Here is a 25,979-nt window from a genome sequence, read left to right on the forward strand (position 1 = left end):
CAAGCATCATACGAAGCTGCAATTAATGAATGGCGTTTGCATTCAGAGAACCTGAAGCATCAAGTGAACGCCTTGAATGAACGTATCGAAATCATGCAAGGCCACTTTGAAGCGAATAACTATGTTTTGCTTCTGTTGTTGGAAGAGTTAAGAAGGACCTCACCTAACTCTCCACTACTGTCAAAGGAAAACAGAGACTCGCTTCGCCAGAAGGCCTTTGATAGATATCTAGAAGATCGCGGATATGAGGGGCCAAGTTCACGCGCCCGGAGGTAATTAACCTCCGGGAGGCGGGCCGCCCAACAGTGTGTTGTTGTCTGGCATGCCTCGGCCAGTAGCGCCAGGAGTAGAGTTGTCTGGCCTATTGCCATGTTTCGCCCCACCACCCAGGCCACCAGCAGCCCCGTGCTTGCTTTCCCTAACCCCTGCCACAAACACGTCCTGACCACCATCACCGGTGCGCTCTGCGTCAGCGATACCTCCGGTAGCGCCTTGGCCGATCCAGCGCAGAATATTGTCCGGTACCCAGTGAATCAGACTGAAGACGATGTGCACGACCGTAGTCATGATCACAACGTAGATGGCCACGTAGGCGATGAAGCTCACCATGCCGGTCATGCTGTCCGCCTGGATCCCCGAGACGACAGACATGAAGGCCGCATTGATGTAGCCGACGATAGGCTGGGTGAGCAACATCCCTCCAACCAAGCCGAATAGCATCAGGGCAGGCCGCATCACGAGCGAGAGGATCATCATGTAACCCTGGCCCGCACGTCCGACCGTGTCATCACCGTCCGGGTGGATGTGCGCGACAGCGAACAGCGGAGCGGCAATAACAGACTCCAGCACCAGAACGAACCAGTTCACAATCGAGGTCGTCCAGGTGATAAAGGGAATCATGGGTACATAGGTGCTCAACGTCACACCGAAAAAGAACAACAACAGCACCAACGTCGTCACGAGGCCAGACGCAAACTGAATTACGGCTCCTACGTCGAAGACGCTTCCCACAGTGACCTTGGCCGCCAGCGAATTTGCAGCTCCACTCACTCCGGCCATCGCAGCGAGCATTACCTCCCCTATGGTGACGATAACGTCGCCGAAGCTTTTCATCTGGCTCATGTGGTTGAGGTTGGAGCCGGCGATGCTCTGCGTCATCTGGTTGATCGCGCCCATGAACGGGGCCGACATCATCTTCTTGACGTACTCCCAGGCCCCTTCGCCGTCACGGGGCTCTCGCACGTTGGTCTCGGCGTAGTAGGTGTTCCGGAGCGAGTCGACGCGGTGCTTGGCATACTCGTCGGCGGTGAGCATGACGTCGGCGTATGTCTGAAGTGTCTCGTTGGTCTCCTTGTCGACGATGGCAATGGGATCAGCCGCCGGCAGACCGTTCAACGTGGATTGCATCACGTCGTTCATTTTGACGATGTGGTTGTACCAGGTGCCGGCGAACAGCCAGCCGCCGTCCTTGGCGGCCTTGAGGAAGTCCGCTGCAGCGCGATCACTGGTTTGCATCACTGCAGTCTTGGCGGCGGCGCGAAGCGAGTTTTCGTAGGTGTTCGCCGCGGCGTCAATCACGCCAGGGGCCGGTTTTTGCCCGGCGACGATCTGCTGTGCCGTCGGCCGGATATCTTGGATCATCTGCTGGATGGCTTTAGCGTGTGCCGCGAGGATCGGCTCTTTGATGACCTTGGTGTTGCTGTTGCCCTCCGAGGCCTCCCATGATTGCCTCCAGGTGAGTGCGCCGCACACATCCGGGTTGATGTAGGAATTGTCGTTGGCCTTCCACTTGTAGTCGGTGACGTTATAGCTCGCCCTGTTGTATTTCTGCACCATGTTGATGCCGCCATAGACCGGTATGGCATCGGTGATGTCGACGTCGATCTCCCCTGTATTGACGACCTTGCGGGTGGATGCGACAGCCTGGATGCGAGTCGACCGGCCAGAGGCCTCGAACTGCTTGTTCATCGCCGCGGTGCAGACTTCGAATTTCAGAATGTTGGCCGCGAGCGGTCGAGAGTCAGGGATCAGCGGCCGCGATAGCATCCCGTCCTTGCCAATCTGGTCGACGGCTTGGCTCCAGATTGCATCCCCCACCCCGACGCCTTGAATCGCGAGCCATAGCACCATGATCTGGATAAGCGAATAGCCATGCCCAAGCGGTAGCAGCAGGGCGCCGCCAGCGGCGGTACGCAGCGGGATCCAAATGTCACTCATCTTCCGGCCAAGGACCTCGCCGTCCTGAGCGGAGTCAACAGTGCCTTTGATCGTGGTGTAGGCGATAAAGATCATGCCCAAGAACATCACGGCACCGCCGAACACGGACATCATGCTGCCCAGCACGTCCTCGGTCTCGCCGCCCTCCACGTTCCCGCCAGAGTGGATAGCCCCCACGATCGAGCCGAACACTTCCTCCAGGAAGTCGACGGAAGTGTCGCCCGGGGGCGGGGTGAATTGGTTTAGTCCGCCTGAGGATTCAGCGTGGGCTGCTCCCCCGAAAAATGCGGCCAGAAGTAGGCAAAGCAGCAGCGATTTTCTCATCTGGCCTCTCTCCGTTGTGCCGGAGGTAGCACAAAAGGCGTGCAAAGAGCGTCATGCACATACAGCAGGGCATACGGAATGCCGGCGAGTGCATAAAAGTGACTCCCGCCGGACAAATACTGCTGCACGGCCAAAAGGGCCAGTACGGCTGTTGCGGGGAACACCCACCAGCCTGGTAACCCACCCCAAACACGATGCTGGCCTAGTGGAGCTCCCAAGTTAGTCAGAAGCAACAGTAGATAAAAGGCACGATGAGTAAATCGCGTGAATGCAGGAGAACCTAGAATCGCATCGAAATTTACTGTTGGCATGCGAGTAGCCCCGCAATTTCTACAGTGCGATAAAGCACTCTTCGACCAACTTTAACTCGACACTCACGAATACCTATAGCTAACTCAGTTTTGCGCCATAGAAATGTGCTCAACCCTCTGGCAGTCATTCCCAATAGATCAGCAAGCTGGCTTTGGGAAACTAACGGACCAAATCGATTCAAAAAGTCTTGTTCAAATTTTGCTTTCTGGTTCTGCTGAGTCATCGTAACCGCGTTCATTTGGAGCAACCTTTGTAATATCTCGACAGGTGCTCAAATGCTCACGATAGCCAAGCAGTACGTCAACAAGCGCAAAATTAAGTGACTCTTGTCCCACTCGGGGTTTTCCATGGGAAAAGACCTATTAAACCCCGAGGAAAATTCCGCCACACCGAAATCGCTCGGGCTTTAGCCCAATAAAATACATCACAAACCCCGAATAGAATTTATTTTTATTAACATCACAGAATCAATAAAAAACCACAATACCCCCATAAGTTTTCACCTTTCATCCCATATCCTTTCACCGTCCACCCCATAAACATTCACCTTTCGCCCCATATCCTTTCACCATGGCTCCCCATAAATTTTCACTCTCCACCCCATAAGCTTTCACCTTTCGCCCCATATCTATTCACCTTTGCCCCATAAACGTTCACCTTACACCCCATAAACGTTCACCATAAAAACAAAAATCCCTTAAATAACAACAGCTTAAACACAGAAAATTTATCTCTTTGTTTGTATGTCTGCTCTTTTTTAAAAAGAAAAACAAACATACAGACAGACTGGACGGAAACAAGGAGGGAAAGTAGAGTAAGGAAGCGGCGCTGGTCAGGGCGGCAACCCAGACCAGCACCTACCACCCGAGACCGAAGGAGGGTCCCAAATGGCTAAGAAAACTATACCCGATCTTGTATTGGACGATGTACTAGTAAGCGCCAACCCACGATTGGAGAGCCCTCGAGCTGAATCTGAGCTCAAAGCCTTACGAAACCTTCTTGCCCCGGCTTGCGAAAAGGTTGTCGGGGCATATGCCGAAGTCGCCAACCATAAAAGCGCTGAGCGCGCCTTCAAACGCTTTTTGCAAAATATGATTTCAGCAACTTAGGCAGCAACACTCTTGGCCTCATCTAACTATCGGCCAGATGGGGCCAGCCAACTGTATTCTTTACAACGCCCACCAACTCAACAAATCGCGCAGAGCTGCATCACCTAATCTGGAGCGGCCCCACTCTGTCGCCGAACCGTAGCTCCCCTCCACACTCTTAGAAGCCAGAATCCTAATGTCACTTGCCCCCACCGCCGGCGAGCGCAGCAGCCCTGCAACAAGCAGAGCCTCGTCTAAACATGAAAAGATATCCTGGTACTGCACGCTGTCTATTTGAAATTTCACAGCACAGGCCCCCAACCGCTCCTCTAGACCTATTGACTCCACCTCTGAATGCATCGTCTCCGGTAGAGGGCAGCGAAATCGTGGTGGCGGCTCTCGCTCGCTTATCGACACAAGTTGGACGACTTTTGCTCGCCATTCTCGTCAACTCCAAATGAATGCCCCGCTAATTACGAGCGGTCTGACCATGATCGCACCAATAACTCGCCGAAAATCGGCAGAAAGGGTAGCTTTAGATCGGATGGGTTTCATCCGAAGCCAGGATTCGGTTCAGTTTCATAAGGAATAGCTTCAGCATGTCAGAGATAACGTCTCCAGCTGTCTGCGTACAGATCAACGCCACCCATAAAAGGGACAATAGCGACTTCGAGATCATCTCCGTAACGGAGTCTCTGTCCCACAGTAAACGCGTGCATTTCCTTCTCGTTGAGACCCAAACGCGCGAGTACGTACAGCAAGTGGGCGACCAAACACATGTCGAGGCCAGCATAGATGTCAAGGCTACCTACCTATATGGGCATCCTTATGGCCACCGAGAAGGTATGGTGGTCAGTACCATGGGCGGAAACTTTAGGAGCTATAACAATAGCGTAAAGCTGACCAACGGAAGCGTAATGATTGAATCTGCCCTCCGTGGCCTGCACATAGGCACCTACCTATTCCATAAGATAACTAGCTGGGCAAAAAGCTTTGATCCGTCTGCCCGGATCGTCCCAATCATGGTAATCGCTGGAGATGCAGGGCCAGAAAATCGTGAGCGCCGTAACAAGCTCTACACCAATTCTGGAATCAGGTTTATCTGGACCGATACACCTGGTGCAGGCGGCCGCTCCGCCCCCGATCTCACCGTGGCAGATCTCGCCCCCTACAGCCATTGGCCGAACATCGAGCCGTACTATGGCTTTTCTGCACTTAGCCAGGCTTGGCGCGAACTGGACGTTATCCGGGAGAAAGCTTCCGGACTGAAGGCATCCAAAGCCTACTATCGCAAGCACTATAACAGCGTATCCAAGCGCCTATCTGCCATCACTACGATGCTGAACTGGCCACTCTGCATTGTGACATTCGTGTTTGGCCTGCTACTCGCCCGAGGGATCGGATGGTACCAAGGGTTTGGGTTCTGACACGCATCCGCTGCGGTCTGGCGCTAGATGGCTGCGAGACGCACCAAGCCGAACCACAAGAAAGCTACCGCGACTCAAGAACGCTTTACACGAAACTTTTTGAGTGTAGAATCCCGCATAACGAAACCTAGTGAGCACTCCAAATGTCCCAACGTAGTAGCAAGGCTATTGCTGAATTCATCATGCGAAACGTTCCCCGCGATCTCATGCTGGGCGTTGAGGACGCGCTGAACACTGGAGCTATGCGGGGCTACGCATCTGCAAAGGGCATGAATAAGGGGCATGTGAAGAACGCCGTAGGTCAGATGCGTCATTTCCATATGAACGAAGCTTTCAATGATGCGCTCGTTGCTGGAAATGCCAATCCGACTCCGATCAGAGGCAATGGCCTTGTTGTAGGTCGCTCTGGCGTGATTGCCTTGAGCCGATTCAACATTTCTGCTGGAGTTTGGAACAACGCTCGCCGAAGCATCACACGTCGACATCTGGCTGAGGCCAACCGGGCAATTGAACAATTCATACAGCCAGCACTTTTTGATGCTCAGCCAGTCTCACAGGCGTCTCTGTTTTTCGTGGCTGCTTTCAGCGGATCGATGGACATTCAGCCAGATACGCCACAGGTGATCTATGTTGCTGTACCGGACAAAGAGATGAAGTCCTGGATATTCCAAGAACCCTTGGAGCGCTTCTGCTCTCGCTACTTCGAGATCGAAAACCCACTACAGCCAGATACGGCGAAACCAAAACTCAAGCCTGGTGTGGCAGCAAAAAATCGGAAAGATCAGTCATGAGTCGGGGAGTCAATGGTTTCCACCCGGGCCGCCTGAGCCAAGCTCTCGCGGCCCGTCGTTTACCTCAAGTACAGCTTGCGGCAATGGTCGGCGTTTCGCCCGCAACCGTTAGCAAGTGGAGGTCGGGGCAACAGGCACCAGAGGCAGAGACGCTGGAACGGCTCGCATCCGTCATAAATGTTAGCCCGGAGTGGTTTACGCGCCCGTTGCCCACGAAGGTGTCTGTACCGCTTTTTCGTAGTAACGCATCTGCCCATGTGGCTGCACGCGAAATGCTCGAAGCACGCCTTGAGTGGGCTCAAGATATTTCAATTGCGCTTGAGGAGTTTGTGGACTTCCCGGAAGTGAACCTGCCTATCCGGGCGTTCAAAGCACCAGAGCAAATCAGTGATGCTGACATCGAAGAGGCGGCCTGTGAGTGCCGAGATTTGTGGAACCTCGGCCGGCGGGCTATTCCAGATCTCGCACTTGCAGTTGAAGGTGCGGGGGTCATTCTAGTCCGCGAGGAGACAGGGATTGCACCTATTGAAGGTCTATCCGCGTGGAGTGCAGCACTGCAGCGTCCAATGGTTCTGTTGTCCGCAGACAAAGCCAACGGCTTTCGCAGCCGATTCGATCTAGCGCACGAATTGGGACACCTCGTACTGCACAAGGGCATCGACCGTTCAACAGATCCAGTTCGATACAAGCAGATGGAGTCGCAGGCACATCGCTTTGCTGGAGCCTTTTTGCTGCCTGCAGAAGCGTTTGCAGCAGAAGTGAAGACTCCAGTTACCTTGGACAGTTTGCTCCTGCTGAAGCAGCGCTGGGGGGTCTCTGTAGCCGCAATCATTATGCGACTGGAGGCACTGGGGATTATTGATCAGGAGGCGAAGACACTGCTCTTCAAACGGCGCTCTGCCCGCTGGGGAGTCAAATCCGAACCAGGTGATGATGCACGAGCTCCCGAACAACCTCGTCTGCTGAAGAGAACAATCGAACTGTTAGCGTCCTCGGGCGTTATGCCGGTGGAATCAGTACCAAACCACATAGGGCTGGCAGCAACCGACATTGAGCGGCTTACAGGTTTGCCTGATGGCTATCTGAGTCAGAGAGCTTCTGTTGTAAACCTATCCAGGCTCAAAGCAGGACTCGCCCGGAAGACACCTGGCAACGTTATTGCTGACGGGGCGAGCATCATCCCGTTCAATCGCCGCTGAAAAATGAGTCGTCCAGTACCTGCTGGCCGACTCATCCGCTCCCAAAGGCGTACCACCGCCTAAAAGGAGGCATCTGGAGGTACACTAGTGGTGCAGCACTGATTTTCCCGATTGTGATGCATTGAGACCTAATGCGTTGATTTCATAGTGATTTCATGTGATGTACCGTGACTCACTGGAGTGTTACTGGTACCTGGTGGAATAATGACACTGGCGAATTGAAAATCCCCGTGTCGGCGGTTCGATTCCGTCCCTGGGCACCATGAATACGACGAAAAGGCTCACCTCCGGGTGGGCCTTTTTGCTTTCCGCCGTTCGCCTAGACGTGCTGCCCGCCGTTGACGTGGATTTCCGCGCCATTCACGTAGGATGCGCCGCTGGTGCAGAGGAAGTAGATCAGCGAAGCGATCTCCTCCGGCCGGCCGAGGCGGTGCAGCGGGATGCTGCGCTCGACGATCTCCTCGGTGCCCGGCGACAGGATCGAGGTGTCGATCTCCCCCGGCGCGATGGCGTTCACCCGCACCCCATGCGGGCCGAAGTCGTGGGCCATCTCGCGGGTCAGCGCGGACAACGCCGCCTTGGAAGTGGCGTAGGCCACCCCGGCGAACGGATGCACCTTCGAGCCGGCGATGGAGGTCACGTTTATCACCGTTCCCTGCGCCGCCTTCAGCTCGGCGAACAGGCCGCGCGCCAGCAGCGCGGTGGAGAACAGGTTGACGTTGAACACCCGCAGCCAGGTGGCGTAGTCGGTTTCCAGCACACCGAGGCGCGCGCCGTCTTCGCCCTTGGGCGAGATGCCGGCATTGTCCACCAGTGCGTGGAGCCGACCGTCGCCGAGCTTCTCGCGGATCAGTTCCAGGCTGGCCTCGACGCCGGGAATGTCCTCCAGGTCCAGATGGATGTGGTTTTCCTCGCCGTCCGCCCAGGGACATTCGCTGGCCCAGCTCTGCCGCGACGCGGTGAACACCCGCCAACCCGCGGCATTGAAGTACTTCACCGTGGCATGCCCGATACCGCGGCTCGCCCCGGTCAGCAACAGGGTCTTTCTCTCCGCCATACGCCCTCCGTGAAGGCCTGCTGGAATGAACGCGACTCGCACAGCCTACAAGGAATGACGAATCGCCGCGGCGGATCTTTCGCCCATCCCGGCGAACGGCCGAGCGTGAGCCAGGCAGTGCCGATAGACTAGGCGGACCTTGTCCGGACCCCCGATCGATGCTGAAGAAAAGCTTCAACTCCCTGCTCACCACCTGGCTCGCCGGCCTGCTGGTGATGCTGCCGCTGGTACTCACCTTGGCCTTGCTGGCCTGGGTGGTCAGCTTGCTGAACCGCTTCGTCGGTCCATCCAGCCTGATCGGTCGCGGCTTCGCCGCCATCGGCCAGCCGCTCGCCGGCGATTCGCCACTGGCCTACCTGCTCGGTACCGCGCTACTGCTGGTAGCCATCTACCTGCTTGGCCTCGGCGTACAGCTAGGCCTGAAGCGGCCGCTGGCCAACCTGTTCGACCTGACCCTGCGGCGCACCCCGCTGATCGGCAACCTGTACAACCTGGCCGACCGTTTCGTCGGCCTGCTGGACAAGAAGCAGGACGCCGACATCGCCGCGATGAGTCCGGTGTGGTGTTTCTTCGGCGGCGACGGCGCCGCCGTGCTGGCGCTGATGCCCAACCCCGAAGCGGTGGAACTGGACGGCCGCGCGCACTACGCGATCCTGGTGCCGACCGCGCCGATCCCGGTGGGCGGCGGCCTGCTCTACGTTCCGGTGGAATGGGTGAAACCGGCACAGATCGGCATGGACACCTTCACCAGCATCTATGTGTCGATGGGCATCACCCCACCGCCGCCGCTGGCCGCCGCCAAGGTGCTGGCGGAGCCGCGCGCGGAGCAGCCGCCGGCGGCTCCATAGGCGGTCCCGCATGCCCGGGAACGGGGCGCGCACCGACCTCCAGGCTCTGCTTCAGGTCAGGGTTCGCCAGGAGTTTTCTTCGAAAGCCGACAGTTTTGTTCCTACGCGACAGCGCACTGCAGCGATGCGACAAGATGCCGCCAACCCCGCTCCAGAGGCACGCCGCCTGCTTGGCTCCGGTTGAAGCGCTGTGCTAGCTTGCCTTCGCCAGGAAGGCCCTTCCAATCCGAATAACAAGAGGAAAATCCATGGCCGAGGCCACCCCCGCACTGGAAATCCGTAACCTGCACAAGCGCTACGGCGACCTCGAAGTGCTCAAGGGCATCTCCCTCACCGCCCGCGACGGCGACGTGATCTCCATCCTCGGATCGTCCGGCTCGGGCAAATCCACCTTCCTGCGCTGCATCAACCTGCTGGAGAACCCGCACCAGGGCCAGATCCTGGTCTCCGGCGAAGAGCTGCGCCTGAAGAAGAGCAAGAACGGCGACCTGGTCGCCGCCGACAGCCAGCAGATCAACCGGCTGCGCAGCGAACTCGGTTTCGTCTTCCAGAATTTCAACCTGTGGCCGCACATGAGCATCCTCGACAACGTGATCGAGGCGCCACGTCGCGTACTGGGCAAGAGCAAGGCCGAAGCGATCGAGATCGCCGAGGGCCTGCTGGCCAAGGTCGGCATCGCCGACAAGCGCCACAGCTATCCCGCGCAACTTTCCGGCGGCCAGCAGCAACGCGCGGCCATCGCCCGGACCCTGGCCATGCAACCCAAGGTGATCCTGTTCGACGAGCCCACCTCGGCGCTCGACCCGGAAATGGTACAGGAAGTGCTTAACGTGATCCGTGCGCTCGCCGAAGAGGGCCGGACCATGCTGCTGGTCACCCACGAAATGAGCTTCGCCCGCCAGGTTTCCAGCGAGGTGGTATTCCTCCACCAGGGCCTGGTAGAAGAGCAGGGAACGCCGCAACAGGTTTTCGAAAACCCCCAGTCGGCGCGCTGCAAACAGTTCATGTCCAGCCACCGCTAACGGAGCAACACCGCATGAAGAACTATAAGAAGATCCTGCTGGCCGCCGCTGCAACCCTGGCCTTCGCCCTCGACGCCAGCGCCGCCGACAAGCTGCGCATCGGCACCGAAGGCGCCTACCCGCCCTTCAACGGCATCGATGCCAGCGGCCAGGCGGTCGGCTTCGACCTCGACATCGGCAAGGCGCTGTGCGCCAAGATGAAGACCGAGTGCGAGGTGGTGACCTCCGACTGGGACGGCATCATCCCGGCGTTGAACGCCAAGAAGTTCGACTTCATCGTCGCGTCCATGTCGATCACCGACGAGCGCAAGCAGGCAGTCGACTTCACCGATCCCTACTACACCAACAAGCTGCAGTTCGTCGCGCCGAAGAGCGTCGACTTCAAGACCGACAAGGACTCCCTGAAGGGCAAGGTGATCGGCGCCCAGCGCGCCACCATCGCCGGCACCTGGCTGGAAGACAACATGGCCGACGTGGTCACCATCAAGCTCTACGACACCCAGGAGAACGCCTACCTCGACCTCTCCTCGGGGCGCCTGGACGGCGTGCTGGCCGACAAGTTCGTGCAGTACGACTGGCTGAAGAGCGACGCCGGCAAGGAGTTCGAGTTCAAGGGCGAACCGGTGTTCGACAACGACAAGATCGGTATCGCCGTGCGCAAGGGCGACCCGCTGCGCGAGAAGCTCAACGCCGCGCTGAAGGAAATCGTCGCCGACGGTACCTACAAGAAGATCAACGACAAGTACTTCCCCTTCAGCATCTATTGATGCCAAGCCAGGCCACCGCCGGGCGCGTCCCGGCGGTGGCCGCCTTCAGGCCTGACTTCTCATGATTCTCGACCTGCATGGGTTCGGCGAGCAACTGCTCGCCGGTACCTGGATGACCCTCAAGCTGTCGCTGGCGGCGGTCTGCGTGGGGCTGTTGCTCGGCCTCCTCGGCGCCATCGCGAAGACTTCGAAGTACGCGGCCCTGCGTTTCCTCGGCGGCACCTACACCACCATCGTCCGTGGCGTGCCGGAAACGCTCTGGGTACTGATGATCTATTTCGGCACGGTGAACGGCCTGAACGCCCTCGGCGACCTTTTCGGCAAGCCGGACCTGGCGCTCTCGCCGTTCGCCGCCGGCACCCTGGCCCTCGGCCTGTGCTTCGGCGCCTACGCCACCGAGGTGTTCCGCGGCGCGCTGTTGTCCATTCCGCGCGGCCATCGCGAGGCCGGCCAGGCGCTCGGCCTGTCGCCCGGACGGATATTCTGGCGCATCGTCCTGCCGCAGATCTGGCGGGTCGCCCTGCCCGGCCTCGGCAACCTGTACCTGATCCTGCTGAAGGACACCGCGCTGGTGTCGCTGATCACCCTCGACGAGATCATGCGCAAGGCGCAGGTCGCCTCCAACGCGACCAAGGAACCCTTCACCTTCTACATGACCGCGGCCGCCATCTACCTGAGCCTCACGGTCGTCATCATGGTCGCCCTGCACTTCCTCGAACGTCGCGCCGGCCGTGGTTTCGTGAGGAACGAGCTATGAGCGAGTGGGAGCTGATCCTCAAGTGGATGCCGAAGATGCTCCAGGGCGCGGCGCTGACCCTGGAGCTGCTGGCGATCGCGGTGGTCGCCGGGCTCGCCCTGGCCCTGCCGCTGGGCATCGCCCGCGCCTCGCGGCACTGGTACGTGCGCGCGGTGCCGTACGCCTACATCTTCTTCTTCCGCGGCACGCCGCTGCTGCTGCAACTGTTCATCGTCTACTACGGCCTGGCGCAGTTCGAGGAAGTGCGCAAGAGCGCCTTCTGGCCCTACCTGCGCGATCCGTACTGGTGCGCGCTGCTGACCATGACCCTGCACACCGCCGCCTATATCGCCGAGATCCTCCGCGGCGCGATCCACTCGGTGCCGGTCGGCGAGGTGGAGGCCGCCCGCGCCCTCGGCATGTCGCGGCGCCAGGCGCTCTGGCACATCATCCTGCCGCGCGCGGTGCGCATCGGCCTGCCGGCCTACAGCAACGAAGTGATCCTGATGCTCAAGGCCAGCGCGGTGGTCTACACCGTGACCCTGTTCGACATCATGGGCATGGCCCGGACCATCATCGCCCGCACCTACGAATCGATGCTGTTCTTCTGCCTGGCCGGCGCGCTGTACCTGGTGATCACCATCGTGCTGACGCGGATCTTCCGCCTGATCGAACGCTGGTTGCGGGTCGACGCCACCCAGGGCCGCTGAGCGGGCGCTTTCCGATGCCTGCGGGGCGGCTATAATCGCCGCCCCGTTTTCCCGCTGCCGCTTGCATCGTGTCCGAAACCTTCCCGTTCCTCACTGGCGACGCCCTGTCGCAGCGCTTCCTCGCGCTGGACGCGTTCCTCCTCGAACACCAGCGGCTCTGGCGACCCCGCCCGTTCAGCGAACCGACCCTGGCGTGGGAAGCCGAACACGCCGAGCTGGCGTCCTGGCTGCGCGGGCGCAGCCTCGAACAGGCCGACGCGGAGCACAACCAGCCCACCCGCCTGGCCGCGCCCGCGCCTTATCCGCAGCTCGCCGCCCAAGCCGCGGCGCTGGGCGCGGTCGGCGAACTGCCATTGGCGGAACGCCCGCAGGCACCGAACCGCTTCAACGTCGACGTACCGGGACGCAAGTGGCAGCAGATCGGCCTGTTCGCCGGGCGCCTGCAGTTCGCCCGGCCGGTCGTCCACTGGCTCGACTGGTGCTCCGGCAAGGGCCATCTGGGCCGCCTGCTGGCCCATGCGGGGCAACCGCTGACCTGCCTCGAACACGATCCCGCGCTGGTCGCCGACGGACAGCGCCTGAGCGACCGCCTGGGGCTCTCCGCCCACCACCTCCGCCAGGATGTGCTGGCCGCGGACTGCGCCGAGCGCCTGCTTCCCGGGCATACGCCAGTGGCCCTGCACGCTTGCGGCGAACTACACCTGCGCCTGCTGCGCCTGGCCAGCCAGGCCGGCTGTCGCCAACTGGCGGTGGCGCCATGCTGCTACAACCGCATTCCGGGGCCTTTCTACCAGCCACTCTCGCAAACAGCAGGCCGATCGCTGCTCGCGCTATCGCTTGACGACCTGCGCCTGCCCCTGAGCGAGACAGTCACCGCCAGCCAACGGGTCCGTCGCCAGCGCGACCAGTCGATGGCCCGGCGCCTGGGTTTCGACCTGCTGCAGCGCGAGCTACGCGGAATCGACCAGTACCTCAGCGTGCCTTCCCTTCCGGTGGCCTGGCTGGAACGTCCATACGCCGACTACTGTCGCGAACTCGCCGCCCTCAAGGGACTTCCCGAACCGGCCGCGCGCGACTGGCAGGCGCTGGAAGCGGCCGGCTGGAAGCGCCTGGCGATGGTTCGCAACCTGGAACTGGTGCGCGCCCTGTTCCGCCGCCCGCTGGAACTCTGGCTGCTGCTGGACCGCTGCCTGTATCTGGTCGAACAGGGCTATAGCGTCCGCCTGGGCGAGTTCTGTCCGACCTTCCTGTCTCCGCGAAACCTGCTGATCCTTGCGGAGCGCAGCTGATACGGGTGTTCCGGATGGTTGCCCACACAACCTGTGGATAAGTCTGGTGACAAGTTCTGGGAAACATCTGCCGAGGGGCCCGTATCCAGGGGCGGTCAATGCTGTTCAAAAAATGAACAGAAAAAATAAAATCCATATAAAACAATATCTTGATAACAACCGAGATAACCGCAGCGATTCTTAGAGCGTTTCCTTCCTATCCCTTGCCCACTTGTGCATAAGCCTGGCTTTCCGGTTAATCCGAAAGTGGACTTCAGCACCGGCAATAGTTGCAGAACGGCATCGCATGACGTTCGAAGGAACGGATTGTTCTTTTATTGCAACGGTTGAGCTCTTGTTAATCGCTGCCTAGGCAGTATTATTTTGAAACACTTTCCCTGCCTAGACAGCGATCCCCTCCACCATGGGTCACTACAGCGCCTCCGACTTTCCCTTCAAGGGCTCCATTGGCCAGCTCATCGGCGTCAGTGCCGCGACCAAGGACCGCATCCTCGAGAAGCACCTCGCCGCGCTGGACATCACCGCCGCCCAGTTCAAGGTGCTGATCTTCGTCGGTCTCAACCGCGCCAACAGTCCGGTCGAACTGTGTCGCGAGCTGTCGGTGGACAGCGGCTCGATGACGCGCATGCTGGCGCGCCTGGAGAAAAAAGGGCTGCTGCTGCGCGGCCGCTGTCCCGAAGACCGCCGTTGCCTGCGCCTGGATCTCAGCGAAGCGGGACGGAAGGTCCAGGAGCAGCTTCCGCTGATCGCCTCGGCGGCGATGAACGAGCTGGTCGCCTGCCTGAGCACGGAAGAATTGCAGACGCTGACCCATCTGCTGACCAAGGTTCTGCTACACGCCGGCTGCCCTAGGGCCAGCCTGCAGGAGTCCTGATCCATGCCGTTCCCTCTTCTCCATCCCTGGCCGCAGCGATTGGCGCTGGCCTCGGCGATACTGCTGGCCGCCGGCTGCGTCACTTCCGAAGGCCTGGAACCGAACGCCCGACTGCAACCGGCAGGCGCCCTCCAGGCGGGCAGGAGCCTGGACGGCGTAGCCCTTTCGCCAGCGGCCTGGCCGCGCCAGGACTGGTGGACCGGGCTCGGCGACCGGCAGCTCGACCAACTGATCGGCGAAGCCCTGCAAGGCACCCCCGACCTGCAGATCGCCGAGGCGCGTGCGCGCCAGGCGGCGGCAACGGCCCAGGCGCAAGATGCCGCGCGCCAGCCGACGCTGGACGCCAAGGCCAGCTACTCCGGCATCCGCGCGCCGACCAGCGTGGCCCCGGCACCGCTCGGCGGCCGCTATTCGGCGATCAAGTACCTGTCGCTCGGCTTCAACTACGACTTCGACCTCTGGGGCGGCGAGCGCGCCGCCTGGGAAGCCGCCCTCGGCCAGGCCAATGCCGCCCGGATCGACAGCCAGGCCGCGCGCATCGGCCTCTCGGCGAGCATCGCCCGCGCCTACAGCGACCTCGCCCACGCCTTTACCGTGCGCGATCTCGCCGAGGAAGAACTGAAGCGCTCGCAGCGCATGACCGAGCTGAGCCAGAAGCGCATGAGCGCCGGGCTCGACAGCAAGGTCCAGCTGCAACAGACGCAGACCCAGCTGGCCACCGCCCGCCAGCAGCTCAGCGCCGCCGAGCAGGACATCGCCAGCGCCCGCATCGCCCTCGCCGTGCTGCTGGGCAAGGGGCCCGATCGCGGTCTCGAACTGCAGCGCCCGCAACCGCTGAACCCGGCCAGCCTGAGCCTGCCCTCGGTGCTCCCGGCGGAACTGCTCGGCCGCCGCGCCGACATCGTTGCCGCGCGCTGGCGGGTCGAGGCGGCGCGCCGCAACATCGACTCGGCGAAGACCGAGTTCTATCCCAACCTCAATCTCGGCGCGATGGCCGGCCTCGCCGCCCTGCACACCAGCGACGTGTTGCAGGCGCCGAGCCGCTTCTTCCAGGTGGCGCCGGCGATCTCCCTGCCGATCTTCGACGGTGGCCGCCGCCGCGCCAACCTGGCCGAACGCGACGCCGACTACGACCTGGCCGTCGGCCAGTACAACAAGACGCTGGTCCAGGCCCTCGGCGAGGTCAGCGACGACCTCGGCAAGTTGCGCTCCCTGGAGCAGCAGGTGATCGACCAGCGCCAGGCCCGCGATATCGCCAGGTCCAACTTCGACCTGGCCATGCGTCGCTACGGCGAAGGCGTCGGCAGCTACCTCGACGCCCTCAGCGTGCAACAGCAACTGCTGGTCGCCGAACGCCAGCTGGCCAGCCTGGAGAGCCAGCAGATCGATCTTTCCGTCCAGCTGGTCCAGGCCCTGGGCGGCGGTTTCCAACCCGATTCCCGCTCCGCTGCGCTCGCTACCGCGAAAGCGCCGGCAGAATGAACGAGGCACCCACCATGACTACCGCCAACAGCGAAACCCCCGCCGGCAACCCGAAGCGCAAGCGCTGGTTGCTGATCCTGCTCGCCGTGATCGTCCTCGCCACCCTGGCCAGCGTGGCCTGGGAGTTCTTCTACGGCCGCTGGCACGAGGACACCGACGACGCCTACATCAACGGCAACGTGGTACAGATCACCCCGCAGATCGTCGGCACCGTGGTCAGCATCGGCGCCGACGACGGCGACCTGGTGCGCAAGGGCCAGGAACTGGTCAGGTTCGATCCCAGCGACGCCGACATCGCCCTCCAGCGCGCCGAGGCCAACCTGGCCCACACCGTGCGCCAGGTACGCGGGCTGTTCAGCAACGTCGACGGCTATCGCGCCGAGGTCGCCACCCGCAAGGTCGCGCTGGCCAAGGCCGAGGCCGACTACAAGCGGCGCAAGAACCTCGCCGACGACGGCGCCATTTCCCAGGAGGAACTGGCCCACGCCCGCGACGCGCTGGACAGCGCGAAAGCCTCGCTGACCAGCTCGGAACAGCAGTTGAACACCAATCGCGCGCTGGTCGACGACACCCAGATCACCTCCCATCCGGACGTCAAGGCCGCCGCCGCGCAACTGCGCCAGGCCTACCTGGACGACGCCCGTTCGACCATCGTCGCGCCGGTCACCGGCTACGTCGCCAAGCGCAGCGTACAGGTCGGCCAGCGCGTGCAACCGGGCAATGCGCTGATGGCCGTGGTCCCGCTGGACCAGATCTGGATCGACGCCAACTTCAAGGAAACCCAGCTCAAGCACATGCGTATCGGCCAGCCGGTGGAGATCCGCTCCGACCTCTACGGCAGCGACGTGCGCTACAGCGGCACCGTCGACAGCCTCGGCGTGGGCACCGGCAGCGCGTTCTCCCTGCTGCCGGCGCAGAACGCCACCGGCAACTGGATCAAGATCGTCCAGCGGGTGCCGGTGCGCATCCATATCGATCCGCAAGAATTGCAGATGCATCCGCTGCGCATCGGCCTGTCGATGGACGTCAAGGTCGATCTGCATGACCAGAGCGGCCCGGCCCTGGCCCAGCAGCCACCGCGCGAAGCGCTGTTCTCCACCGATGTCTACCAGCAGCAACTGGCCTCGGCCGACAAGCTGATCGAACGCCTGATCGAAGCCAACCTCGCCGAAGACCACGGCAAGACCGCCCAGCGTTGAGCCCGCCAGCATGAGCGAAAGCAGCAGCTTCTCCCCGCCCAGCCTGGTGATGGCGACCATCGGCCTGTCCCTGGCGACTTTCATGCAGGTGCTCGACACCACCATCGCCAACGTCGCCCTGCCGACCATCTCCGGCAACCTCGGGGTAAGTTCGGAACAGGGCACCTGGGTGATCACCTCGTTCGCCGTGAGCAACGCCATCGCCCTGCCGCTGACCGGCTGGCTGGCCCGGCGGGTCGGCGAGGTGCGCCTGTTCATCGCCGCCGCGCTGCTGTTCGTACTCGCCTCGTTCCTCTGCGGCATCGCCCAGTCGATGCCTTCTCTGGTCGGCTTCCGCGCCTTGCAGGGCTTCGTCGCCGGGCCGCTGTATCCGATCACCCAGACCCTGCTGATCTCCATCTACCCACCGGCGAAGCGCGGCATGGCCCTGGCCCTGCTGGCGATGGTCACGGTGGTGGCGCCGATCGCCGGGCCGATCCTCGGCGGCTGGATCACCGACGACTACAGCTGGCCGTGGATTTTCTTCATCAACGTGCCGGTCGGCCTGTTCGCCGCTTTCGTCGTCTACCAGCAACTGAAGGCACGCCCGGTGGTGATCAAGAAGGCGCCGATGGACTACGTCGGCCTGATCGCCCTGGTGATCGGCGTCGGCGCCCTGCAGATCGTCCTCGACAAGGGCAACGACCTGGACTGGTTCGAGTCGAACTTCATCGTCGGCGGCGCGCTGATCGCGGCGATCGCCCTGGCCTTCTTCATCATCTGGGAATTCACCGACCGCCATCCGATCGTCAACCTGCGCCTGTTCGCCCACCGCAACTTCGCCGCCGGCACCCTGGCGCTGGTGCTGGGCTATGCCGCGTTCTTCGGCATCAACCTGCTGCTCCCGCAATGGCTACAGACCCAGATGGGCTACACCGCCACCTGGGCCGGGCTGGCCGCCGCGCCAATCGGCATCCTCCCGGTGTTCCTCTCGCCGCTGGTCGGCCGCTACGCCAACCATTTCGACCTGCGCATGCTCGCCGGCCTGTCGTTCCTGGCGATGGCCATCACCTGCTTCATGCGCGCCAACTTCACCACCGAGGTCGACTACCAGCACATCGCCATCGTGCAGTTGATCATGGGGCTCGGCGTGGCGTTCTTCTTCATGCCGATCCTGAGCATCCTGCTCTCCGACCTGCCCCCCGACCAGATCGCCGACGGCTCCGGCCTGGCCACCTTCCTGCGCACCCTCGGCGGCAGCTTCGCCGCCTCGCTGACCACCTGGATCTGGAACCGCCGCGCCACGCAACACCACGCCTACCTCAGCGAAAACATCAGCCTCTACGACCCGGCCACCCACGAAACCCTCGCCCAGCTCGGCGGCAACACCCAGGCGAACGCGGCGCTGCTCGACCGGATGGTGCAGAGCCAGGCCTACATGATGTCCACCATCGACTACTTCACCATGCTCGGCTGGCTGTTCCTCGCCCTGCTGGTGATCATCTGGCTGGCCCGCCCGCCGTTCGGCGCCAAGCCCGGCGCGGCCGCCTCCGGGCACTGAGGACGAACGGCATTCGGGCAGGAAAATCAGTGGTTTACTCCTGGCGGCGGCTGGCTATAATGTCGCCCTCTTCGCCGGTATAGCTCAGCTGGTAGAGCAACTGACTTGTAATCAGTAGGTCCCGGGTTCGATTCCTGGTGCCGGCACCATACAAATCAAAGGCTTACGTGAAAGCGTAGGCCTTTTTTGTGGGCAAAATTTGGCCTGGGGTAGGATTGGGGTAGGGATTTGACACCCCCTGCCCTGTTGGTTAGAAAAAATCGCGCCGACCTCAATTCCGTACGTCTGGAATTTATCGCGACCCGGATCATCTTGGTGCGGATTTCCTAGCTGCCCTAAAATCGCAAGACGCATTTTTAGTCATCTTGAAGGCCATTCATGGCGAAGGCCTTTTTCGTCCGGATGCCGTAAAGTGGGATCTTGCACAGCCCCTGAGAGCTGAATAGTGTGAATGGGCGGGTCAACAGACCTGACTCTAGGATCACTACCACCATGAGGTAACTTGTTATGGTGGCTGTATGCGGGGCGCTTCGGCGCACCGAGTTCCTAGAGTCTCGGTCTACCAACCCGCATACAGCCGCCACCCTCTCGTTTGGTAGCGAGTAATGGCGGCCTCTAAAACTCTAGAGGTCACCCTATGCACCAGAGCAACTCATCCCCGGGCTTTACCCCGCTACATGCCGACGAGCACAACAGCCTGCTTGGCTATCGAAGCGATGCCCAAGCAGCCGAACTCTATGACGAAGCCATGCACCGACAGCACGCCGTCTTAGGCCTACTCTGCGCGCTCAGTGGTACATCCATTTTGAATGAGCTTTCAGACGAGCCACTAGGTGGATGCATGCAAGCGATTCGACTGCTGTGCAGCGATGCTGCAGGGCTGTACTCAGCAGCATGGGAGAGCATGCAGCGAGCCGCCGCCTAAAGCACAGTGACCAAGGGTAAGGGGGCAGCCATCTCATCCGCCCACCTCCAAGACAAGCCCTCACTGGCATCCAGTAAATGGGCAGTATTCGGAGCGCCCCACTGAGCGAACCGCGCGTCCATTTTCAAAAGGGGCAGGTGTTACTCACCCGCCCCTTTTGAAACCGAAAGCTCATCTTCAAATCGCTGCACAAACTCGACAAGGCCGATGTTCAACGCCTGGCAGATATCGCGCAGTTGAACGAGATCAAGCCGGCGCAACCCCCGCTCGATGTCACTCGCGAAAGACTGCGGACGCTCAAGCGCCTGAGCAAACTGCGCCTGGGTCAACCCAGCCTCCACCCTGCACTGCTTCAGCAGTCTGAGCAGCACCAGGTTCTCATCTCGATACACCGACTTTTCCAACGGGGACCACCTCACAGCTTGACAGCCCACGAGGGTATATCTAATCTACAGATACCTGATTTACGGATATTCAGATTATCTTGATTATCCCCTTACCAAGGAACTCCTCGATGAACACCACAACACAACCCTCTTCCCCAAGCCCGAAGCTTCAGCTCACGTTGAACAAGCAAACGCTAGAAATCCACATGGAGCTGAACGCTCTACTCACCTCAATCGGCGCACCAACTGGCTTGGCCCAGGTTGCCGCTACGGCATGGGAAAGCGACCTCCTGATCGAAGATGACGCTGAATCTAAATCCACGTTGTACTCCCTGCCGGTCCGGCTGATTCCAGCGTTCATTGATCAGATCATTGATCAACTGAGCATTGAGAGCCGCACGGAGGCCGTCCAGTTCAGGGATGGCTTCCGTGCGGTGGCAGCAAGCACCAACAAGCTCATTACGCTGACGCAGACCAGCAGGCCCGAAGTACTCGGCCTCATGCAGCAGTGGATGAAAACTGCTCCGGCCAGCTATGCACTTCACGAACTCATCGCTGCGCAATCTAAGCGCACGCCAGCTTATGTCCCAACCCCTGCCAGCCAAGGGGGCCAGTAATCCAATGCGCACATCCAAAATCAAAATTCAGGGGCTGACGATTCCTTATCTGATCGGCAGCGACAATGAGCGTTACTGGCCTATGCGGCCGATCTGCGAAGCGATGGGGCTGAACTGGCACTCTCAAGCGGCCAAGCTGCATCCCCCTCGATACAGCCCTCGTGAGCATGATGTAGCACTGCCAGGCCAGCCTCTTATGAAACGGGCGCTGTGCCTGCCGCAGTCAGAGTTCGAGTTCTGGCTGAAAAGCTTGAGCTCGCGCAAAGTGTCCCCTGTCGTTCGGCGCCACCTTGACCAGCTGCGTACTCACTTCTTTGGCGGAGCACTGACTGTGGAGGAGCAGTCTGCAGTGACAGCACCAGCGGCTGCGCCAGCAGTCCTGAACCGAATTCTGAACTGGCGAGCGCAACAAGCAGATCCAGCCAATCGTCCGGAACTGCTCAAGCAGATTGCCAACCAATTCCGTGGGGCTAACGGTTTTGGAATTGCCGAGACCCAAGACCACCAACTACGTACAGCAGTCGCTTCTCTCAGCTCGATCATCTATCAGCATGATCGCTCAAAGACGCCGAGCCAGATGCCAATTTCGCTGCGTGTCGATGCGATCATCAAATCCATTGTTGAGACGCGCACACAGCGGATGCATTTGCCTGATGCGGACTTCGCCGCGCTGCTCTGCGGCATCGACTTGGAGCAGCAGCATCGTCAGGCCTGCAGCATGCAGCAGACGCTATGAGAGGTAGCGGGCAGTCAGCTGCCCCAGCTACCACCCGAAACGTTACCAGTCATCCCCCGGGATGCAGAGCGGTCAGCCATGAGTTCACTGAAAGAAATCACAGAGCTGTTGTACGCAGCGGGAGTGCCCATGCCTGGCAGCTCCATGTCCGACGAAGATGCGCTCAGCTATGCCCGAAAGAACTTTCCGTTTGGAAATTTCTGTCTGGTACGTGACTGGCTGTGGCTCGACATAGAGACCACCGACGCGCAACGCCACGCTCTGGAGAAATCACAACGCGAGCCGGCCTTGATTTATGCGCACCAGGTAGTTTTCGACAGCGAGCGACGATGGGACGTGGGCGACTTCGTGAGAACCTCGCTACTGCATCAGTTCAGTAAGGGGTTTCATTTCAAGACGCTCAACTCGGTGTACCTGCTACTGGGTCCTGGCTCCCGCAAGCGTGCCAGTGCCGATACCATCGCATGCCTGATTTAAGCCATGGAGTAGGCCGGGAATGTCTATTGGAGCGGGGGTAGTCCAGCGAGTTGTCTGCCAAGATCCAGGGGATGACAGCGGAGACGTTATCGTTGAGCTTCCATCCGAGCTACTTGAGAAGCTTGGTTGGACTTTGGGAGACGAGCTTGCAATTGAGAAGGGAGAGGAAGGCATTTCCCTAAAGCTCAAACAGCGAGCCGTGAACTCATCCTGATAGGGCGGACTGCTGGCAGCATCCGTTATTGGCCGGGAGTCGCCAGTGCAGCGGGCTGGAGCCGGCCATTATCAGCCCTTCGAATCGCCTTAGTTCTCACTCATAGTGCAGTTCACCAAACAATCCGATCATCAGATCCCCTTCCAGGATCTCGAACGGGAGGGTGACGTATTGATCTCGATGGCGAGGCAGAGCCTTACCATCATGCGGAGCGTTCTTCGTGTGGCCTTGAATCTGTTCTCCATTTTCCTTGATGTATGGGAGTACTACGATCCGACCATGGTTCTTGGACAGGATCGTGCCCTCGTGCCATAGGGTTGTACCTTCATCGCTGTTGGACTCTCCTCCGGTGTTTTTTACAATCCACCAAGGTACCCCATCATCTTCAAACCAGAACACAAATCCCCCGCAGACTAATACCCTCTGGCCGCGCATTCTCGCCTCGGCAAGCATTTGTCTGACGCTGGCCAACTGAAGGAGCTGGTTGGCTCGGGGAAGTAACAGCGCACGAATCTGCGCCTTGGTTCTACCCCAATGATCTCCCCCAGAAAGGCCAAAGCCCCTGGCAGTCAATTCTCTGAGACATACTTGTGAGCGCTTCGAGGACAAAGCACCGATCTCTTCCCATTTGAGGTCTTCGGTACGGCGAAGACAGACGTTAAAAGTCGGGAGGGCAACAACTTGCAAATAGGGCGCACGCTCAAGCTGCTCGTGCAGTGGTTGCCGCAATATGTCCATTTTTTCGGGCAGCTCTAGATCCTCGATGGCTGGACTGGGCAGATGAGCATTTCGCTTGATCGCCTCGCGCTCCATCAACTTTTCTTCGTCTTGAATGCGGCGAGCCGCCGTCAAAGCCTTGTCGACCTTTAAGAGGGTTGAGGCCTGGAGGACCGGATCCGCTACTGCCTGCGCCGCGCGCTCATTGGTGAGTTGATTAAATTCATCCGCCGCCTCCATAGCCTCTTTATAGGAGGTGAACACGGCCGCCCTCGCATGCCCATTACCGTTATCGTAGAAGTACCGTTTCCAAGCCAGCTGGTAATCAGGGAAGAGCTTCAGTGCTCGTAGTTGCCATGTCCAGCCGATACGGAATTGACGGAACGGTAGTACAGCCAGGGTTGACATCGAGTGGTACGGCATCTGATCGAGGCGCATGAGTTCTTCCTTGCTGGATAGGCTGAGGCTACGCTGGCGGGCTCGTTCGTTGGGCAGGACTCCATTCAGCAGTACGCGATGGCTCCGATTTTCATGGATGGCACATGTCTAAAACGCCATAGAGTCTACCCTCTGCCAGTAGCGGACGATGGCTGAGAATCCGGGTTCGTGAGCCTCTACCTTTGAGCCTGTTCCATCACTCCTGACATATTACGCATCCGAAGGCTCCGACCTCGGCACAGGCAGCAAAGAAGGACGACAGTAACCAATACAGCTGGACGAAGTAGGGGCTGGCAGTGTGGCCTGCTTCGATGTCATGAAACGCTTGCTCAACTGCGGCCTTGCTCAGTGATGAGGTCACGATGGCCACCCGTTTGAACGTGTGAGGGGCATTCCGGCAGAACTCCACCGCAGCTCTGGAATCAGCAGGTGTGCCTCGGCATGTGCGATGGATACCTGTCCTTACCTTACGATTGGTATAAAGCCGATTCCATCGAGCAAACTTCTTGGTGATAGCCGGTGCGGGCAATGTGAGGTTGCCCAGATTCTTGATAGCCTGACTGACAGAAACGTGAAACGCGCCGGCACCGAGTGTCAGCTCGCCATGCTTAGCATGGTAGAAGGTGACCCTGGGAAAAGCTGGATCCGTTCGAAATCCAATGAAGTCAGCCCACTCATCCCCAAGATCATCGCAGACCATGACGTCATCCTCGGGGGCGACCGTCGACAGTACCGCGCCGAACGTGGAGTCTGGATCAAACGTACGATGGGCAGCGGTAAAGGTACCTTTCTCATCCGTGACAGTTGCCAGCTCTGCATTGCCGAAAATGTAGCCCAAGAACTGAGTGCCACCGTTGACCAAGGAGTCGTCCTGATAAAGGCTGCCGTCCAGGTAGGCAAAACGCGGCTGGTCGAACAGGACGATGAACGTGTCCTGTTTGTCGATGAACTGCTTAAGCAGTGCGCGATCACCGTCCGCCCCGAGGGCGAACTGGGTCTCCTCGACGTAGACATCAGCGAGTAGAGGTAGCGTAAGGCGTTTCAAGGCGATTCGCGTTTTGTTGATCGCTATCTCACCTACCTCGACTCCTGTTGCAAGCTGGGACACCAGGAGCTTGCCGGCGGCGTTTTTGGCGACCCCCAAGACATCTGTCAGCTCTGTAAGTATCAGATCGACCTCTGCCTTTGCCAGCTCTCGATAGCCCCTTTCGTCACGCTTGACCAAGCGGATGATTTTGTCGTCAAAGATGGCCTGCCCGAGGATGGCGGTATCAACCGCGAATTGGGTAGGGCTAGCCGTTAGATCCGATAGCTCCAGCGGTCGTGCGAAAGCCGCTAGGAAAGGGGAAGACGATGGTCTTCCAGGTCGAGGGTGCAGGCGGTCGATAATACTGCTGGCATAGTCCACTAACTCTAGATAGCCGGCACGATCCGCCCGAAGTGAAATCCGTCCGGTTCGTGGCGTCGTTGAAAAGTGTTCGTCCGCCTCGGTGAAGCTGTAACCCAACGGTGCAAATCGAGCCGAAGAGGCCATGCCCACGTTGTTCTGGAGGTTCTCGCCTTCAAGTGTCTTGCTGCGCAAAGCAAAGCGGGACAGTGTCATATGCCTCAGCCGAACCCGGGCGAATACCGAGTCCTTGCTAGTCAGTCCACGGTCGACATCCTGCGCACCGATGCGCTGCAGATGCCGCTTGGCGAAATCGGCAGGGACGTCGATCTGGGATTTAAAAATGGCCACATAATCACGGTGCTCGACTATCAGCAAATACCCGGTTACCCGGTCGATCACATCGTCAGCGCCAGGCAGGAAAGCTGGTGTCTTGTCGAATTGAAAGCAAAGAGCAGACCAGATTGACGCCCCGTGAGACTGCCGTATGAAAGAGAAAAGGTTGTTCGAGGGGGACGTTTGGGCACCTCTAACCGCCCGGAACAAAGCCGTGATCGCGACCGTTGTGATCGGAGCTTTTTGGCGATAGAAGTAACAGGATTTGCTGGCTTGAAGCTCATCGATCATGTCCGTTTCCCTACGGCAAGGGGTGAAGCGTGGAGTCCGTCAGGCTGGACGGTAGCCCAGTGCCATTAAGGCTGTCTAGATGAATGCACTTCAACAGGGTATGGCTTCTGCGAGCTGTAGCAGGTTGTCGTAAAGGACCGCTCCTGGCCGATTCTGTTGAAAAAGTCGACCTTGGTTTCCGCGGCGGAAAAGTTGGCACCTGCGATTGAAATTTTAAAATTCGGCAGAGGTTTGCGGGCTCAAATTTCACGTAGCGATACACAGAAAAGGGCTTTTCATTGGTCACTATTAAGGCAGTACAGGCAAAGCACTTTTTCAACAGAATCGGCCAAAAGCGATCATCAGGTGCTCACGAATGCAGGGGCGACTCAATCTACCTTATGCAATTGCCCACTTAGCCTGGGAAAAACCAGACCACTATTGCTGATGGCCGGCCAATTGCCATTAGTGGTAGCGTTGCAGTTTTAACAGGCTCCGTGTGTGTTGCTCTGGTCGACAGAGCGCATGTCCGATTTCTGCAATTCTTCTCGCGAAACAGGGATGTCATGGCGCGTATTACTAGCCCATCCAATG

At 59.6% G+C, this 25,979-nt stretch carries 23 protein-coding genes, 1 tRNA gene and 1 pseudogene; 20 read left to right on the forward strand and 5 right to left on the reverse strand.

What is annotated here, in order from left to right; translation table 11 throughout:
* Positions 1–276: 276 nt before the first annotated feature.
* Positions 277–2,541, reverse strand: coding sequence for a DotA/TraY family protein (locus tag LE197_RS25645; RefSeq protein WP_058017355.1), 2,265 nt, complete (start codon positions 2,539–2,541; stop codon positions 277–279).
* A 1,199-nt stretch (positions 2,542–3,740) separates the two neighbouring features.
* Between LE197_RS25645 and LE197_RS25650 the strand changes: the two genes are divergently transcribed.
* The 5 genes and pseudogenes from LE197_RS25650 (at position 3,741) to LE197_RS25670 (ending at position 7,358) form a co-directional block, all read left to right on the forward strand.
* Positions 3,741–3,962, forward strand: coding sequence for a hypothetical protein (locus LE197_RS25650; RefSeq protein ID WP_123809162.1), 222 nt, complete (start codon positions 3,741–3,743; stop codon positions 3,960–3,962).
* 578 nt (positions 3,963–4,540) lie between these two features.
* Positions 4,541–5,368: a hypothetical protein gene (locus LE197_RS25655; RefSeq protein ID WP_016852236.1), complete on the forward strand. Its 828-nt coding sequence runs from the start codon at positions 4,541–4,543 to the stop codon at positions 5,366–5,368.
* Positions 5,369–5,511: 143 nt separating this feature from the next.
* Complete coding sequence (locus tag LE197_RS25660) at positions 5,512–6,159, forward strand: hypothetical protein (protein WP_079753920.1); 648 nt, start codon at positions 5,512–5,514, stop codon at positions 6,157–6,159.
* An 83-nt stretch (positions 6,160–6,242) separates the two neighbouring features.
* Positions 6,243–6,296 (forward strand): annotated as a pseudogene (locus LE197_RS36950) (hypothetical protein); the annotation flags it as partial.
* Positions 6,297–6,431: 135 nt separating this feature from the next.
* Positions 6,432–7,358 (forward strand): ImmA/IrrE family metallo-endopeptidase, encoded by a 927-nt coding sequence (locus LE197_RS25670; RefSeq protein WP_226034112.1) that lies wholly within the window; start codon positions 6,432–6,434, stop codon positions 7,356–7,358.
* A 319-nt stretch (positions 7,359–7,677) separates the two neighbouring features.
* On the opposite strand, the gene LE197_RS25675 is transcribed toward LE197_RS25670, so the two are convergent.
* Positions 7,678–8,415: an SDR family NAD(P)-dependent oxidoreductase gene (locus LE197_RS25675; RefSeq protein WP_010793676.1), complete on the reverse strand. Its 738-nt coding sequence runs from the start codon at positions 8,413–8,415 to the stop codon at positions 7,678–7,680.
* 158 nt (positions 8,416–8,573) lie between these two features.
* Between LE197_RS25675 and LE197_RS25680 the strand changes: the two genes are divergently transcribed.
* From LE197_RS25680 to LE197_RS25730, 11 genes are all read left to right on the forward strand, one after another.
* Positions 8,574–9,263, forward strand: coding sequence for a DUF502 domain-containing protein (locus tag LE197_RS25680; RefSeq protein ID WP_003105540.1), 690 nt, complete (start codon positions 8,574–8,576; stop codon positions 9,261–9,263).
* 248 nt (positions 9,264–9,511) lie between these two features.
* Positions 9,512–10,285, forward strand: coding sequence for an ABC transporter ATP-binding protein (locus LE197_RS25685; RefSeq protein WP_003096153.1), 774 nt, complete (start codon positions 9,512–9,514; stop codon positions 10,283–10,285).
* A gap of 14 nt (positions 10,286–10,299) precedes the next feature.
* Positions 10,300–11,052, forward strand: coding sequence for an ABC transporter substrate-binding protein (locus tag LE197_RS25690; protein ID WP_003096156.1), 753 nt, complete (start codon positions 10,300–10,302; stop codon positions 11,050–11,052).
* Positions 11,053–11,113: 61 nt separating this feature from the next.
* Complete coding sequence (locus LE197_RS25695; RefSeq protein WP_023108859.1) at positions 11,114–11,809, forward strand: ABC transporter permease; 696 nt, start codon at positions 11,114–11,116, stop codon at positions 11,807–11,809.
* The gene (locus LE197_RS25700) at positions 11,806–12,498 is read left to right on the forward strand and encodes an ABC transporter permease (protein WP_003096163.1); all 693 of its coding nucleotides are present in this window, start codon (positions 11,806–11,808) and stop codon (positions 12,496–12,498) included. The genes LE197_RS25695 and LE197_RS25700 overlap by 4 nt, the downstream gene beginning before the upstream one ends.
* 68 nt (positions 12,499–12,566) lie before the next feature.
* Positions 12,567–13,787 carry a methyltransferase gene (locus LE197_RS25705; protein WP_023108860.1) on the forward strand — a complete coding sequence of 407 codons (1,221 nt, stop codon included), beginning with the start codon at positions 12,567–12,569 and terminating at the stop codon, positions 13,785–13,787.
* A 403-nt stretch (positions 13,788–14,190) separates the two neighbouring features.
* On the forward strand, positions 14,191–14,661 hold the full coding sequence (locus LE197_RS25710; protein WP_003110596.1) for a MarR family winged helix-turn-helix transcriptional regulator: 471 nt from the start codon (positions 14,191–14,193) through the stop codon (positions 14,659–14,661).
* Between the two features lie 3 nt (positions 14,662–14,664).
* A complete protein-coding gene (locus LE197_RS25715; RefSeq protein ID WP_003112617.1) occupies positions 14,665–16,143 on the forward strand; it encodes an efflux transporter outer membrane subunit in 1,479 nt (492 codons plus the stop codon).
* Positions 16,144–16,157: 14 nt separating this feature from the next.
* Positions 16,158–17,342 (forward strand): efflux RND transporter periplasmic adaptor subunit, encoded by a 1,185-nt coding sequence (locus LE197_RS25720; protein WP_023108861.1) that lies wholly within the window; start codon positions 16,158–16,160, stop codon positions 17,340–17,342.
* A gap of 10 nt (positions 17,343–17,352) precedes the next feature.
* Positions 17,353–18,882 carry a DHA2 family efflux MFS transporter permease subunit gene (locus tag LE197_RS25725; RefSeq protein ID WP_003096173.1) on the forward strand — a complete coding sequence of 510 codons (1,530 nt, stop codon included), beginning with the start codon at positions 17,353–17,355 and terminating at the stop codon, positions 18,880–18,882.
* A gap of 73 nt (positions 18,883–18,955) precedes the next feature.
* Positions 18,956–19,031 (forward strand) — tRNA-Thr (locus LE197_RS25730).
* A 916-nt stretch (positions 19,032–19,947) separates the two neighbouring features.
* Here the strand turns inward: LE197_RS25730 and LE197_RS25735 are convergent.
* Positions 19,948–20,211 (reverse strand): helix-turn-helix domain-containing protein, encoded by a 264-nt coding sequence (locus tag LE197_RS25735; RefSeq protein ID WP_026088481.1) that lies wholly within the window; start codon positions 20,209–20,211, stop codon positions 19,948–19,950.
* Positions 20,212–20,321: 110 nt separating this feature from the next.
* Between LE197_RS25735 and LE197_RS25740 the strand changes: the two genes are divergently transcribed.
* From LE197_RS25740 to LE197_RS25755, 4 genes are all read left to right on the forward strand, one after another.
* Positions 20,322–20,810 carry a hypothetical protein gene (locus LE197_RS25740; RefSeq protein ID WP_226033717.1) on the forward strand — a complete coding sequence of 163 codons (489 nt, stop codon included), beginning with the start codon at positions 20,322–20,324 and terminating at the stop codon, positions 20,808–20,810.
* A gap of 4 nt (positions 20,811–20,814) precedes the next feature.
* Complete coding sequence (locus LE197_RS25745) at positions 20,815–21,546, forward strand: phage antirepressor N-terminal domain-containing protein (protein ID WP_226033718.1); 732 nt, start codon at positions 20,815–20,817, stop codon at positions 21,544–21,546.
* A 78-nt stretch (positions 21,547–21,624) separates the two neighbouring features.
* Complete coding sequence (locus LE197_RS25750) at positions 21,625–22,023, forward strand: DUF6957 family protein (protein WP_226033719.1); 399 nt, start codon at positions 21,625–21,627, stop codon at positions 22,021–22,023.
* A 19-nt stretch (positions 22,024–22,042) separates the two neighbouring features.
* Positions 22,043–22,237, forward strand: a complete 195-nt coding sequence (locus tag LE197_RS25755; protein ID WP_017675966.1) for an AbrB/MazE/SpoVT family DNA-binding domain-containing protein — start codon at positions 22,043–22,045, stop codon at positions 22,235–22,237.
* Between the two features lie 96 nt (positions 22,238–22,333).
* Here LE197_RS25755 and LE197_RS25760 read toward each other — a convergent pair whose 3' ends face one another.
* The gene (locus LE197_RS25760) at positions 22,334–23,392 is read right to left on the reverse strand and encodes a hypothetical protein (protein ID WP_226033720.1); all 1,059 of its coding nucleotides are present in this window, start codon (positions 23,390–23,392) and stop codon (positions 22,334–22,336) included.
* A gap of 196 nt (positions 23,393–23,588) precedes the next feature.
* Entirely contained in the window at positions 23,589–25,406 is a 1,818-nt protein-coding gene (locus tag LE197_RS25765) for a hypothetical protein (protein ID WP_226033721.1), read from the reverse strand.
* Positions 25,407–25,979: the final 573 nt, after the last annotated feature.

Origin of the sequence: Pseudomonas sp. PS1(2021) (assembly GCF_020405165.1) — a bacterium.
Classification (GTDB): domain Bacteria; phylum Pseudomonadota; class Gammaproteobacteria; order Pseudomonadales; family Pseudomonadaceae; genus Pseudomonas; species Pseudomonas aeruginosa.